This is a genomic window from Phytohabitans sp. LZ39, from assembly GCF_059359075.1.
In genome coordinates this window covers 599,053-611,693 of record NZ_JCADBM010000001.1, presented here as the reverse complement: position 1 = coordinate 611,693, position 12,641 = coordinate 599,053, and the positions used below count along the sequence as shown (strand labels likewise).

The 12,641-nt window shown below is 72.9% G+C and carries 15 protein-coding genes; 5 read left to right on the top strand and 10 right to left on the bottom strand.

All coding sequences use genetic code 11. The features are described 5' to 3' along the window. Positions 1 to 6: 6 nt before the first annotated feature. Genes ispF through AC5L36_RS02835 form a run of 3 tightly spaced genes read right to left on the bottom strand, consistent with a single transcriptional unit; the run spans position 7 to position 1,702 of the window. Positions 7 to 480: a 2-C-methyl-D-erythritol 2,4-cyclodiphosphate synthase gene (gene ispF / locus AC5L36_RS02845; protein WP_441220085.1), complete on the bottom strand. Its 474-nt coding sequence runs from the start codon at positions 478 to 480 to the stop codon at positions 7 to 9. After that, entirely contained in the window at positions 477 to 1,172 is a 696-nt protein-coding gene (gene ispD, locus AC5L36_RS02840; protein WP_441220084.1) for a 2-C-methyl-D-erythritol 4-phosphate cytidylyltransferase, read from the bottom strand. The genes ispF and ispD overlap by 4 nt, the downstream gene beginning before the upstream one ends. Positions 1,173 to 1,216: 44 nt before the next feature. Beyond that, positions 1,217 to 1,702 (bottom strand): CarD family transcriptional regulator, encoded by a 486-nt coding sequence (locus AC5L36_RS02835; RefSeq protein WP_091551228.1) that lies wholly within the window; start codon positions 1,700 to 1,702, stop codon positions 1,217 to 1,219. Between the two features lie 303 nt (positions 1,703 to 2,005). Here AC5L36_RS02835 and AC5L36_RS02830 point away from each other — a divergent pair, with 303 nt between their 5' ends. Then, a complete protein-coding gene (locus tag AC5L36_RS02830; protein WP_441220083.1) occupies positions 2,006 to 2,767 on the top strand; it encodes a hypothetical protein in 762 nt (253 codons plus the stop codon). Between the two features lie 11 nt (positions 2,768 to 2,778). Here AC5L36_RS02830 and AC5L36_RS02825 read toward each other — a convergent pair whose 3' ends face one another. The 4 genes from AC5L36_RS02825 to AC5L36_RS02810 form a co-directional block, all read right to left on the bottom strand. Further along, a complete protein-coding gene (locus AC5L36_RS02825; protein ID WP_441220082.1) occupies positions 2,779 to 3,279 on the bottom strand; it encodes a DUF6023 family protein in 501 nt (166 codons plus the stop codon). Between the two features lie 82 nt (positions 3,280 to 3,361). Further along, the gene (locus AC5L36_RS02820) at positions 3,362 to 4,414 is read right to left on the bottom strand and encodes a type III polyketide synthase (RefSeq protein WP_441220081.1); all 1,053 of its coding nucleotides are present in this window, start codon (positions 4,412 to 4,414) and stop codon (positions 3,362 to 3,364) included. Beyond that, positions 4,408 to 5,577 (bottom strand): acyl-CoA dehydrogenase family protein, encoded by a 1,170-nt coding sequence (locus AC5L36_RS02815; RefSeq protein WP_441220080.1) that lies wholly within the window; start codon positions 5,575 to 5,577, stop codon positions 4,408 to 4,410. The genes AC5L36_RS02820 and AC5L36_RS02815 overlap by 7 nt, the downstream gene beginning before the upstream one ends. A gap of 21 nt (positions 5,578 to 5,598) precedes the next feature. Next, positions 5,599 to 6,303 carry a methyltransferase domain-containing protein gene (locus AC5L36_RS02810; RefSeq protein WP_441220079.1) on the bottom strand — a complete coding sequence of 235 codons (705 nt, stop codon included), beginning with the start codon at positions 6,301 to 6,303 and terminating at the stop codon, positions 5,599 to 5,601. 47 nt (positions 6,304 to 6,350) lie between these two features. Between AC5L36_RS02810 and AC5L36_RS02805 the strand changes: the two genes are divergently transcribed. The 4 genes from AC5L36_RS02805 to disA all read left to right on the top strand — a co-directional run bounded on the left by AC5L36_RS02805 (position 6,351) and on the right by disA (position 10,758). Beyond that, positions 6,351 to 7,187 (top strand): UbiA family prenyltransferase, encoded by an 837-nt coding sequence (locus AC5L36_RS02805; RefSeq protein WP_441220078.1) that lies wholly within the window; start codon positions 6,351 to 6,353, stop codon positions 7,185 to 7,187. Positions 7,188 to 7,284: 97 nt separating this feature from the next. After that, complete coding sequence (locus tag AC5L36_RS02800; protein WP_441220077.1) at positions 7,285 to 7,989, top strand: hypothetical protein; 705 nt, start codon at positions 7,285 to 7,287, stop codon at positions 7,987 to 7,989. Between the two features lie 37 nt (positions 7,990 to 8,026). Continuing rightward, positions 8,027 to 9,469 (top strand): DNA repair protein RadA, encoded by a 1,443-nt coding sequence (gene radA, locus AC5L36_RS02795; RefSeq protein ID WP_441220076.1) that lies wholly within the window; start codon positions 8,027 to 8,029, stop codon positions 9,467 to 9,469. 89 nt (positions 9,470 to 9,558) lie between these two features. After that, positions 9,559 to 10,758, top strand: a complete 1,200-nt coding sequence (disA, locus tag AC5L36_RS02790) for a DNA integrity scanning diadenylate cyclase DisA (RefSeq protein ID WP_441220075.1) — start codon at positions 9,559 to 9,561, stop codon at positions 10,756 to 10,758. 10 nt (positions 10,759 to 10,768) lie between these two features. On the opposite strand, the gene AC5L36_RS02785 is transcribed toward disA, so the two are convergent. Genes AC5L36_RS02785 through AC5L36_RS02775 form a run of 3 tightly spaced genes read right to left on the bottom strand, consistent with a single transcriptional unit; the run spans position 10,769 to position 12,568 of the window. Continuing rightward, positions 10,769 to 11,455 (bottom strand): hypothetical protein, encoded by a 687-nt coding sequence (locus tag AC5L36_RS02785; RefSeq protein WP_441220074.1) that lies wholly within the window; start codon positions 11,453 to 11,455, stop codon positions 10,769 to 10,771. A gap of 52 nt (positions 11,456 to 11,507) precedes the next feature. Beyond that, positions 11,508 to 12,059 (bottom strand): peptide deformylase, encoded by a 552-nt coding sequence (locus AC5L36_RS02780; protein ID WP_441220073.1) that lies wholly within the window; start codon positions 12,057 to 12,059, stop codon positions 11,508 to 11,510. Further along, on the bottom strand, positions 12,056 to 12,568 hold the full coding sequence (locus AC5L36_RS02775) for a glycine cleavage system transcriptional repressor (RefSeq protein ID WP_441220072.1): 513 nt from the start codon (positions 12,566 to 12,568) through the stop codon (positions 12,056 to 12,058). The genes AC5L36_RS02780 and AC5L36_RS02775 overlap by 4 nt, the downstream gene beginning before the upstream one ends. Positions 12,569 to 12,641: the final 73 nt, after the last annotated feature.

Genomic DNA, 12,641 nt, shown 5'->3' with positions numbered 1-12,641 from the left:
CCTACGTCAGCGTGGGTAGACCACGGCCACCGCGAGACCGGCCAAGCCTTCACCCCGACCGGTGAGGCCGAGCCCGTCGGTGGTGGTGCCGGAGACCGTCACGGTGGCCGCCACGGCCGCCGAGAGCGCCGCCTCGGCCTCGGCCCGGCGCGGACCGATCTTCGGCCGCACTCCGACGACCTGGATCGAGACGTTGCCGATCTCGAAGCCGGCGGCGCGTACCCGTCTGGCGGTCTCGGTGAGCAGCGCGACACCGGAGGCGCCGGCCCACTCAGGGCGGTCGGTGCCGTAGTTGCCGCCGAGGTCGCCGAGACCGGCGGCGGAGAGAAGCGCGTCACAGGCGGCGTGCGCGGCCACATCGCCGTCCGAGTGCCCGGCCAGGCCGTCGACGCCGGGCCACTCCAGGCCGGCCACCCAGCACGGCCGCCCGGCGGCGAACGCGTGTACGTCGGTGCCGATGCCCACCCGAGGAATGATCACTCTAGGAGCTCCAGGAGCAGCTCGGCGACGGCCAGGTCGAACGGTCTGGTGATCTTCAGGGCGTGCTCGTGGCCGGGGACGCAGGTCACCGGCACCCCCTGCTTTTCCACCAGGCCGGCGTCGTCGGTGAGGGACGCGGCGGCGCTGGCGTGCGCGGCGGCGAGCACCGACCGGCGGAAGCCCTGCGGGGTCTGCACGGCGCGCAGCGCGGACCGGTCGACCGTGCCGAGGACCACACCGTCGGCGCCGACCTCCTTGACCGTGTCGACCACCGGCAGCACCGGAATGACGGCGGGGTTGCCGGCCCGCACGGCGGCCGCCACCGACTCGACGAGCGACGGCGGCGCGAGCGCCCGGGCGGCGTCGTGCACGAGGATGATGTCGGGCCCTTCGGGCACCGCGGCGAGGGCGGCGGCCACCGACTCCTGCCGCTCCGCCCCACCCGCCACGACGATCACAGGAGCCACCGGTGCGAGCAGGGCGCGCACCGCCTCGACGTCGGGCGGTGGCGCGGCCACCACGATCGCGCGCACGGACGGTGCGGCGGCCACTCGACGGATGGCGTGCACGAGCATCGGCTCGCCGCCGAGCTGGCGGAGAGCCTTGGGCCCACCGGCGCCCAACCGCACGCCGGCGCCGGCAGCAGGAACGAGGACCGCGACGTCACCGCGCGGATTGAGCTGCGCGGTCACGTCGCGGTCCCCGTGGAGAAGGTTGTAACGGGTCAGCCGGAGGATCAGGCCTCGGTGAGCACCTTGTCGAGGAGGATCTCCGCCTCGTCCTTGGTGCTCTTTTCCGCAAGGGCGACCTCGCCGACGAGAATGTCGCGAGCCTTGGCCAGCATGCGCTTCTCGCCAGCCGACAGGCCCCGCTCCCGCTCCCGCCGCCACAGGTCACGGACAACCTCGGCCACCTTGAGCGGGTTGCCAGAGGCCAGCTTCTCCAGATTCGCCTTGTAACGCCGCGACCAGTTGGTCGGCTCCTCGGTGTGTGGAGCGCGGAGGACGTCGAAGACCTTCCCGAGGCCTTCCTCGCCAACCACCTCGCGCACGCCAACGATCTCGGCATTCTCGGCGGGCACCCGCACCGTCAGGTCACCCTGAGCGACCCTGAGGACGAGATACTGCTTTTCCTCGCCCTTGACGACCCGAGTCTCGATTGCCTCGATGAGTGCGGCCCCGTGGTGGGGGTAAACAACGGTCTCGCCGACACTGAAAACCATAGGTTCGAAACCCCTTTCGCTGTGTCTAGGGTAACACGCTCAGGCACCGATGTCCCGTCCCGGTCCTGACCGTTAGCGCAGCTCAGGGGCCCTGTGAGAGGCCTTTCTCCAGCTTGACAAGAGGATTCCATCGACCATCCGCCACGCAGAGTAACTCTCAAATCAGCAATGCGCGACGCCGGCCGGCGCTTCCGGACGCACGGTAAGGACCGGTGCCCCCTAGCGGTCCCACCCCTCGGTGCGAGACCCTAGAGGTTGACCCCGATCGACTTCGCGGCGTGCCGCTGGGGGGATATGGGAATCGTGGGCGACGGCAATGGTGGCACCCCGTCCGATGGCGGCGGACGCCCCGAAGGCGTGCCCGACCTGCCCCCGGAGTGGGGCACCGTGGTCATTCCCGACGACCTGAGCGCGCTGGCCGAAGAGTCCGCGGCGGTGCGCAAAGACCTGCGCCGCCAGGCCCGCCGAGACACCTGGCGACGGCGGCTCGGCTGGCCGGTCCGCGGCGGGCCCAGCCGGTCCTCTCTGCGCATCCCTTTGCTGATCATGGCGGTCGCGGTGCTCGCGACCCTTACCAGCCTCTTCGCGGTCACCTGGCCGGGCCGGCAGCAGGTGCCGCCGCCCGCCATCCGCCAGTCCGGCAGCGCCCCAGCGCCGACCCGCACGATGCCGGCGCTCGACCTCATCGACGTCGACGGATCCCCGGTCTCGCTGCGCGGCCTTCTGCCGGCCGCCGTGATGCTCACTGACGGTTGCGACTGCGCGCGGCTGATCGCCGACACCGCCGCGGCGGCGAAGCCGGGAGTCACCGTGGTCACCGTCGCGAAGACGTCCGCGCCGCCGCCGCGCGCCAGCACGCCCCGCGCGCCGGGGACGGGTGCCACGAGCATCCGCACGCTCGCCGATCCGACCGGCGAGCTTCGCGGGAGCCTCCAGCTCGGCACGCAGGGCACCGGCCAGGTGGCCACCGTGCTGCTGGTCGCCCGCACCGGCGAGATCGTCTCCACGGTGCCGGCGGCGTCGACCATCGACCAGTTTCGCGGAGACCTCGCCAAGCTCGGCTGAGCCACCAGGGCCTAGTCGACGTCGATGACCTGGAAGCCGACGTCGGCCGGCTCCGGACCGGGCCGGCGCACCGAGATCACCACATGGTCGCCCGCCGACACGAAGGCGAACGCGCTGAGATTGCCCTCGCAGTCGACCCGTTGGTGGACGTCACCCTCGACCGTGCCCCGGATCAGCACCGAGAGCTCACCCGGCCCGAGGCAGACGAACTGGAGCCGGTACTCGCCGTCCTTTTCCGACGGGACCTGCATCGACTGCGCCGTCTCGGGCTCGATGCGGCCGACCTCGCGGCGCACCGTGTTGTCGAACTCGGGCAGGAAGCTCTCCAGATCGTTTTCCACCTGCTCGGGCGCGATCTCCTCGGGCACCACGACCGGCGGGATCGCCTGGGGCGGCTCAGCCCCGATCTCCGGAGCGGCCGCCACCCACCAGGCCACCCCGGCGGCGAGCACCAGGGCGGCGCCAGCGCCCAGCACAGCCAAGCTCAGGCGCCCGTCCGTCCGCTCGCTCACTGCACCTCCGGGTTTGCTCGCTCGCGCGGCGCTGAAGGCGACTCGCTCGCTCACGGGGTGACTGTAGCGGCTGGCGCCGATGTCAGGTGTGCTCCAGAAGCGTCGCGTACAGCGTCAGGCCGGGGCCGAAGGCCAGCGCGACCACCCATTTCGGCGGGTCGGTCCGCTGCCGCATCGCCTCCAGGATCAGCAGCACGGTGGGCGAGGAGCAGTTGCCGTACTCGGAGAGGGTGGCGCGCGAGTCGCCGAGGGCCGTGGCCGGGAGGGCGAGCTCGCGTTCCACCACGTTGAGGATGCGCGGCCCGCCCGGGTGCACCGCCCAGCCGTCCACATCGGACAGCGTGAGGTCGTGCCGGGCGAGCAGGTCGTCGACGAACCGGCGTACGTGCATCGACAGCACCTGCGGCACCCGGGGCGAGAGGCCCATCCGGAAGCCCAGGTCGGTGACGTCCCAGGTCATGTGGTCCACGGCCGAGGTGTCGGTGACCGAGGCGACCTCGCGGACCGTGTACCCGCCGGTGCCACCGGGAAGGAGCACGGCGGCGGCCGCGGCGTCCGAGAAGAGCGCGTGGGCGACGATCTGCTGGGTGTCCACCCGCGCGGACGCGGGCTGTAGGTGCAGGCTCGTCAGTTCGTTGCAGAGCACCAGCGCCGGGCGGCCGCGGGCGGTCACGAAGTCGGCCGCCGCCCCGATCGTCGGCATCGCCGCGTAGCAGCCCATGTGCCCCACGAAGAGCCGCTGCGTGTCGCTCGCCATGCCCATGTCGCGGGCGAGCAGGATGTCCAGCCCCGGCGTGACGTAGCCGGTGCACGAGCAGACCGCGAAGAGCCCGATGTCGCCGGCGGAAACACCCGCGTCGACGAGCGCGCGGTCGACCGCTTCCTTGCCGAGCGGGAGAGCCTCGATCAGGTACCTCTGCATGCGGCGCTCGGTCGGCCAGCCGGACACGTCTTCGATCAGCGGGTTGGCGACCGCGTGGCGGGTGCGTACGCCGGCGTTGGCGAAAATCCGCTCGGCGAGCGCGCGGGTGCTCCCCGAGTAGTGGCTGGCGAAGAAGCCTCGCCACAGCTCGTCTTGGTGGGCCTGTGCGGGTACGGCGATCCCCAGGCCGGCGATCGTGGCTGGGCTCACCATCGCGGGTTGGTCCCCTCGCGGTCCGGGTCGCCGCCGATCGCCGCCACACCCAGCCAGTCGGCGCACACGTCGGAGGTGGCCGGGTGCAGCGAGCCGCAGCGGGCGTCGCGGTAGAGGCGTTCGAGCGGATGGCCGCGGCGGGTGGCCGAGGTGCCGGCCGCCTCCAGCATCGACGCACCGACCTCGGCCGCGGTGGTGCCGGCCAGCAGCTTCGCGCGCCACACCCAGCGGTTGGTCTCCTCGGCGCCGGGCTCCTCGTCGACCCGGCGGGCGGCCTCCGCCACGACCAGGCGGGTGGCCGCCACGGCCGCGTCGGCGCGACCGATCCGGGACCGCACCGACGGCAGCTCGGACACGCCGCGCTTGACCACGTGCGCGACCGCGGCGTCGACGGCCGCCTGCGCGACGCCGACGTACACGGCCGCGTAGCTCGCGATCAGCCAGTGCGGCATCAGCTGGGCGACGACGAGCGCCAGCCCTTCGACGCCGCCGAGCAGGGTGTCTTCCGGCACGACGGCGTCGATGTGCAGGTCGTGCGAGGCGGTCGCGCGCATGCCGAGCGAATCCCAGGTCTGCTCCACCCGCAGCCCGTCCACCGTCGCCGGCACCAGAAACTGCGACACCACCGACTGGTCGGTGGCGCTGCGCGCGGCTACCAGGTAGGCGTCGGCGTGGCCCGCGCCGGAGCAGAACGTCTTCGCGCCCTTGATGTGGTAGCCGCCGTCGACCGGCTCGTAGATCGTGGCGAGCTTGGAGAGGCGGGAGCCGGCGCCGCGCTCGCTCATCGCCACGCCGTACCACGATCCGGCGGCCGCGCCGGCCAGCATCCGGTCGCGCGCGGCCAGCGCCTCGTCGGATACGCCCAGCGACTCGGCCACGTCTTCGTTGACCGCGCTCAGGGCACCGGTCACGGAGGCGTGCATGTTGAATACGAGGGCGGTCGCCCCGTTGCCCCGGGCCAGCTCGTAGGCAACGGTCGCGTACTCCGCGAAGCCAGCCTCCCGACCACCCAGCCGGCCCGGCACCATCAGCCCGAACAGCCCCGCGGCTCGTAGGTCGGCGAAGTCGTCGACCGGAAACGTGCCGTCCCGATCGTGTTCCGCCGCCCGCGCCGCCAGCCTCGGCGCCAACCGCCGCGCAGCCGCTATCGCGTCACCCGCCATTGCCTGCCCCTCTCCTGGGCGCTAGCCCTTCTTGATGCCCCGCCCCTGGTAGAGAATCGCGGCCGACCAGGTCGGGACGATCCGGCCGCGACCACCACCAATCCCGGCCAGCCAGGCGACCAGCCCTGGCACGCTCGGGCGTACGCCGCGAACGGCGAGCGCCACCCCGTGCCGAGCGCACTCGCGCTCTAATACCCGCGGATCGACGAAGAGTGCGGGGTCGTGCAGGCCGCGTGGTACGCCGCGGACGCGCTCGGCGAGCGTCACGGCGACGAGCCGGCTCAGCGCGGTGGAGTTGAGGGTGTCGAGCACGAGCAGGCCACCGGGACGCAGCACGCGGCACGCCTCGGCGACGGCGCGGGGTAGGTCCGGGACGTGTTCGAGGATCTCGCCCGCGACCACGACGTCGGCGCTGCCGTCGGCGAGCGGGAGGGCGCCGGCGTCGGCCCGGACCGGCGTGAGGCCGTGGTCCGCGGCGTGCTCGAGCGCGGACGTGGTGAGGTCGAGCCCGATGTGCCGGTAACCCTTTCCGTGCAGGTGCGGGGTGAGGAGCCCGCCACCGCAGCCCACGTCGGCGAGGATCGCGCCCGGTCGCGACGCCGGCGGCACGAGCCGCGCGCGGGCCTCGGCCAGCCAGTGCAGGATCGCGAAGGCGCCTTCGGGCCGCCACCATTCCCCGGCAAGATCGTCGTACTGCCGGGGATCATTGCGCGGCAGGATGCGCATGGGTTCGAGCGTGGCACGACTCCCCGGTAACGGCCAGACTTCCCGGTATGCGTAAGCCGTGGGCTCTCCTGCGCGCCAGCCACCCGGAGCCGGGTGCGGCCGTGACCGTCGCCGCCACCCTCCTCGCCATCGGTGCCGGCCACAGCGCCGCCGGTGCCGCCCTGGTCGGCCTCACCGTCCTCGCCACCCAGCTCGCCGTGGGCTGGACCAACGACTGGCTCGACGCCGAGCGGGACAGGGCGGTGGGGCGCACCGACAAGCCGCTCGCCGCCGGTGCCGTGAGCCGCCGCGCGGTGGGCATCGCCGGTCTGCTGGCCGCCGCCGCGACCCCGCTGCTCGGGCTCGCGTCCGGGCTGCCGGCCGCGGTCACGATTACGGCGGCCCTGGTCAGCGCGCTGCTCTACAACTGGCCGCTCAAGTTCACGCCGGCCTCGGTGGTGCCGTACGCGTTCTCGTTCGCGGCGCTGCCAGCGTTCGTCATCCTGGCTCTGCCGGACGCGCCCCGGCCGCCGCTGTGGATCGTCACCGCCGGTGGCCTGCTCGGCGCCGGCGCGCACTTCGCCAACGTGCTGCCCGACCTCGACGACGACGAACGCACCGGCGTGCGCGGGCTGCCGCACCGCATCGGGCCGGTCTGGTCACGCGCGGCCGCCGCCGGGCTGCTCTTCGCGGCGACGGTCACCCTCGTCTTCGGCCCGCCCGGACGCCCCAGCTGGTACGGCATAGCGGCCGTCGCCGCCGCCGTCGTGGTCCTACCCGCGGGGTGGTACGCGGGCCGCCTCGCCTCATCCCGCGGCGCCCGCCCGGTGGCGGTCTTCCGCGCTGTGCTGGTCGTGGCCCTGATCGACGTCCTGCTGCTCGTCACCAGCGGTCGTGTGGTCTGAGCCGGCGTTCGTCCGACACAAGTGGCGGGCCAGGCGCGAACGGGCGATCACGGGCAACTACGCTGGGCCCCGGTCAGACACGACAGGGAGGACCGACGTGAGGCGCTCGATGACGCTGCTTGCCGGCGCGGCCGTGATGACCGCCCTGCTGGCATCGGGGTGCGGCGCAGGACAGATCGCCGAGACGGCCGAGCAGGTGCCGGCGGTGCCTGGTGCCAACGGCCAGGTCGATGTGCCCGGCGGCACCGTGTCGGTCCGCAACGCGATGGTCGTCTACCACGCCGGGGGCTACGAAAAGGGCGAGGACGCCCCCCTTGAGCTGCACATCTTCAACGACACGGACAAGCCGGTAACGGTGACCGTGACGAGCGAGTCGGCCGAGTCGGTCTCCCTCGTCGCGGGCTCGAAGGGCACACCGTCGCCATCGGCTTCCCCCTCGGCCTCCCCGACGCCCACCACGTCGCCCACACCCACCGCCACGGCGACCGCGACGGCGACCGCGACGGCGACACCGAGCGGCACACCGACCGCAGAGCCGACGCCGAGCGCTGAGCCGACGCCGAGCGAGGCGCCCGCGCGGCCCGTGACGATCGAGATCGCCGCCGGCAGCTTCGCGGTGCTCAGTCCGAACGGCACGCAGTTCGTCCAGCTGATCGGGCTCAACGACGAGCTGACCGGTGGCAAGAGCGTCAAGCTGACCTTCGACGTCGGCGGCGCCACGCTGCCCTTGGAGGTGCCGCTGGGCGTGCCGCTCACGCCGGTGCCCCGGGGCTCGGCAGAGCCGGGCGAAGGCGAGCACTGAGCGCCTTTTCGTCGTACCCGCTGGTTAGCGTGCCCGCGTGACGACGTCGAGATCGATCCCGCGCGGCCCGGCCAAGGCCCGCCCCGCGGCGCGTGAGCCGCGCCCGGCGTATGAGTGCGACGCCTGCGGGCACCAGCCACCCAAGTGGGTCGGTCGCTGCCCCGAGTGCGGTGAGTGGGGTTCGGTCGTCGAGTCCACCGTGACCGGTCCGATGGCGGCCGGGCGCGTGGTCAGCTCGCGGATGCCGGCGGAGCCGGCCCGGCCGATCGCGGAGATCAGCGCCACGCCGGCCCGGGCCCGCCCCACGGGGGTGACCGAGCTCGACCGGGTGCTCGGCGGTGGCCTCGTGCCCGGCGCGGTCGTGCTGCTCGCCGGCGAGCCCGGCGTCGGCAAGTCGACGCTGCTGCTCGACGTCGCCCAGCAGTGGGCGGCCGGCGCGGGCAGCCCGTCGCTCGTGGTCAGCGGCGAAGAGTCGGTGAGCCAGGTGCGCCTGCGGGCGGAGCGGATGGGCACGCTCCACGAGCAGCTCTACCTCGCCTCCGAGAGCGACCTGAGCGCCGTGCTCGGCCACCTCGACGCGGTCCAGCCCGGCCTGCTGGTGCTCGACTCCGTGCAGACCATCTCCATGCCGGGCACCGAGGGCGTGCCGGGCGGGGTCACCCAGGTGCGTGCGGTCACCGCCGCGCTCGTCGCGGTCGCCAAGGAGCGGGGCATCGCCACGATCCTGGTCGGCCACGTCACAAAGGACGGTCAGGTCGCCGGCCCCCGGGTGCTGGAGCACCTCGTCGACGTCGTCCTGCACTTCGAGGGCGACAAGCACTCGTCGCTCCGGCTCGTGCGCGGGGTGAAAAACCGGTTCGGCACCGCCGACGAGGTGGGCTGCTTCGAGATGCACGAGAGCGGCATCTCCAGCCTGCCCGACCCGTCCGGCCTCTTCCTTACCCGGTCCAACGAGGCGGTGCCGGGCACCTGCGTGACCGTCGCGATGGAGGGGCGCCGCGCGCTGGTCACCGAGGTGCAGGCGCTGATCGGCGCGGCGGTGCCCGGCTCACCCCGGCGCACCGTGTCCGGGCTCGACAGTGCCCGCCTCGCCATGGTGCTGGCCGTCCTCCAGCGCCGCACCGACAGCCTCAAGCTGCACGACCGCGAGGTCTTCGCGGCCACGGTCGGCGGCATCCGCGTGGTCGAGCCGGCCGCCGACCTGGCCGTCGCGCTCGCCGTGGCCTCCGGGGGTCTCGACCTCGCGGTCGCGCCGCACCTCGTGGCGATCGGCGAGGTGGGGCTCACCGGAGAGGTCCGCCGCGTGGGAGCGGTCCCGCGGCGGCTGGCCGAAGCGGCTCGGCTCGGCTTTACGTTCGCGCTGGTGCCGGCGGGTTGCGGGCCTGACGCGACGGGCGTGCGCACCAAGGGCATGCGGGTCGTCGAGGTGGCAAATGTGCGGGCAGCGCTACAGTGGGCGGCACGCGCCTCTGCCGAGTAGCGTCACGCGTCAGATTCTCGACGTCACGCTACGGATCTGCCGCCGAACCGCAACAGCACAGGTCGGATGACGGTCCGTAGACTGTGCCCGTGCCGATCGACCGCGATGCGAATAGAACCGCCGCCGCCAGCCTGGCCGGCCGCGCGGGCGTGGTCGGCTCGCCCGCGCGCACTGTCAGCGCTGGAGCGGCCGCCCCGCCCGGCCCGGCAGCCGGCCCAGCCCCGGGAGGTGATCCCCTGCGCGCCAATCTGGCGTTGATGGCGCCAGGCACCGCCCTGCGCGACGGGCTGGAGCGGATCCTGCGGGGCCGCACCGGCGCGCTGATCGTCCTCGGCTACGACAAGGTGGTCGAGTCGCTGTGCACCGGCGGCTTCCCCCTAGACGTGGAGTTCTCGGCCACCCGCCTGCGCGAGCTGTGCAAGATGGACGGTGCGGTCGTGCTCTCCAGCGACGGCACCCGCATCGTGCGCGCCGCGGTGCACCTCATGCCCGATCCGTCCATCCCGTCCGAGGAGTCGGGCACGCGTCACCGCACCGCTGAGCGGGTCGCCAAGCAGACCGGCTTCCCGGTGATCTCGGTAAGCCAGTCGATGCGCATCATCGGGCTGTACGTCAACGGCCAGCGCCACGTCCTCGACGACTCGGCCGCGATCCTCTCCCGGGCCAACCAGGCGCTCCAGACGCTGGAGCGCTACAAGCTGCGGCTCGACGAGGTGTCCGGCACGCTCTCCGCGCTGGAGATCGAAGATCTGGTGACCGTGCGCGACGCGGTGGCCGTGGTGCAGCGCCTCGAGATGGTCCGCCGGATCGCCGACGAGATCGCCGGTTACGTGGTGGAGCTGGGCACCGACGGCCGGCTGCTGGCCCTCCAGCTCGACGAGCTGATGGCCGGCGTCGACGCCGACCGCACGCTCGTCATCCGCGACTACCTGCCGGCCGGGCGCAAGGCCCGCACGCTCGACGAGGCGCTTGTCGAGCTCGACCTGCTGACGGCCACCGAGATGATCGACCTCGTGGCGGTCGCCAAGGCGATCGGCTACCCGGGCGCCTCCGACTCGCTCGACGCGGCGGTCAGCCCGCGGGGGTTCCGGCTGCTGGCCAAGGTGCCCCGCCTGCCCGGCACCGTCGTCGACCGCCTGGTGGGCCACTTCGGCAGCTTGCAGCGCCTGCTCGGCGCCACAGTCGAAGACCTACAGGCCGTCGACGGAGTCGGCGACGCGCGGGCGCGCGGTGTCCGCGAGGGCCTTTCCCGCCTTGCCGAAGCCTCGATCCTGGAGCGCTACGTCTAAACCCGCTCTGCTATGTGAGCGTGAGCTTGACCGGGGTGCTGAGGTCGGTGCCCAGCCGGCCGAAGACCTGGTATTCGCCAGGGTCGGGGGCTTTGCCGGTGGCCGCGCCGTTTTGGCAGCCGGTGCTCTGGCGACCGTTCCAGGTGGCCTGAAACGCCATCTCGTGGTCGGGCGGGAAGGGCTTTATCTCCGAGCCGCGGAAGGTGCTGCACCGGTCGGACGACCAGATGACCTGCGCGCCCTTCTTGATGTAGATCTCCTGCTCGTCCGGGCCGACGTCGCGGTCGCACTGGCGGTTGGACTCATTTTTGATCCGCAGCTTGATCACGATGGTCTGGCCGGCGGGCGCGTTGGTGAGGCTCGGCGCCGCCGTGACCTTGATCTCGGCGTCGGTGCAGCCGCCCGCAGGTGGCTGGGCGGGTGCGCCGGTCGTGGCTGCGGGCGGCGCGACCGGCGCGCCGGTGGTGGGCGCCTGGCTCGGCGGCGGCGTGGCCGACTGCTCGGTGTCCGGTGCGGCCGGTGCCTCGCTGGTCTTGACGGTCGGGGTGCTGGTGGCGCTGGTCTTGGCCGCCCCGGAGCCGCCACCGCCACGGCACGTGGTGAAGAGCACCAAGAGGACGATGAACAGGGCACCGAGCACAATGGCGCGACGCCGCCAATAGACGGCGGAAGGAAGGGGACCAACCGTCAGTCTCATGATGCCCTCACGGTATAGGGGTGGACCGCGAGGATCCTGGCGACGCGCCGCCCTACAGGTAAACCTTGCGTTGGTGGATCGCGTGGGCGCCGGCGACGCGGTCGAGAAAGAGGCGGCCGGCGCAGTGGTCGATCTCGTGCTGTAGCGCCCGTGCCTCGAACGCGTCGGTGGTGAGCCGCACCTGCGCGCCCGTGCCCGGGAGCGCGGCCTCCACCACCACCCGCGCGGCGCGCTTCACGTCGCCGGTCAGGTCGGGCACCGACATGCAGCCCTCACGGCCTGGTCGCCAGCGGCTCGCCTCGACCACCTTGGCGTTGCAGAGGGCGAACGCGCCGTGCACCGTGGCCGCCTTCGGATGACCGGTGACGTCGACCACGAAGACCTGCGCGGAGACGCCTACCTGCGGCGCGGCCAGGCCCACGCAACCGGGCGAGACACGCATCGTGGCCATCAGGTCGGCGGCGAGGCGCACAACCTTCGGGTCGCTGGGGTCGACCTCGGGGCCGGGCCGGCTCAGCACCGCGTCGGGTGCGGTCACCACCGGCAGCACCTCGCCCGGGTCGCCGAGCGCGTCCGGAGTCCAGCCGTGGAACGGACCTGTCACAGGACATCCGTCTCCGTGGGGCGGAGCGTGACCTCGACGTCCATCCCGGCGGCGACCTCGGCCAGCCGCTTGGCGACCCGGTCGGCCGTGCCGGCCGGGAGGTCCACTTCGGCGACGAGCACGTAGAGCGGGCCGGTCAGCCGGGTGGTGAGGTCGGTGATGTTGGCGCCGGCCTCGGCGAGCACGCGGGTCACGGCCGCGACGATGCCGAGCCGGTCGGCACCGTGCACGCTCATCAGGTAGGGCTCGCCCGCGGCGGCCGCCTCGACCTCGCTGCCGACCTCCCGTACCGTCGCGAGCAGCCGGCCGTCGGCGGCGAGTGGGCCGAGCGCGGCCTCGACCTCGGCGGCACCGGGACCGCTGCACACCAGCGTCCACGTGAAGTGGCCGCGCAGGCGAGTCATCGTCGAGTCGGTCAGGTTGGCGCCGAGCCGGGCGAGGGCCTCGGAGACGTCCGCGACGATGCCCGGACGGTCCTGGCCGATCACGGTGATCGCAAGCTCGTTCACGGGTGGGAGTCTGCCCCATGTGACCGGTCGTGGCAGGATCGACCCGCTGTTTGCTGGTGGTGCTCGTCGCGTC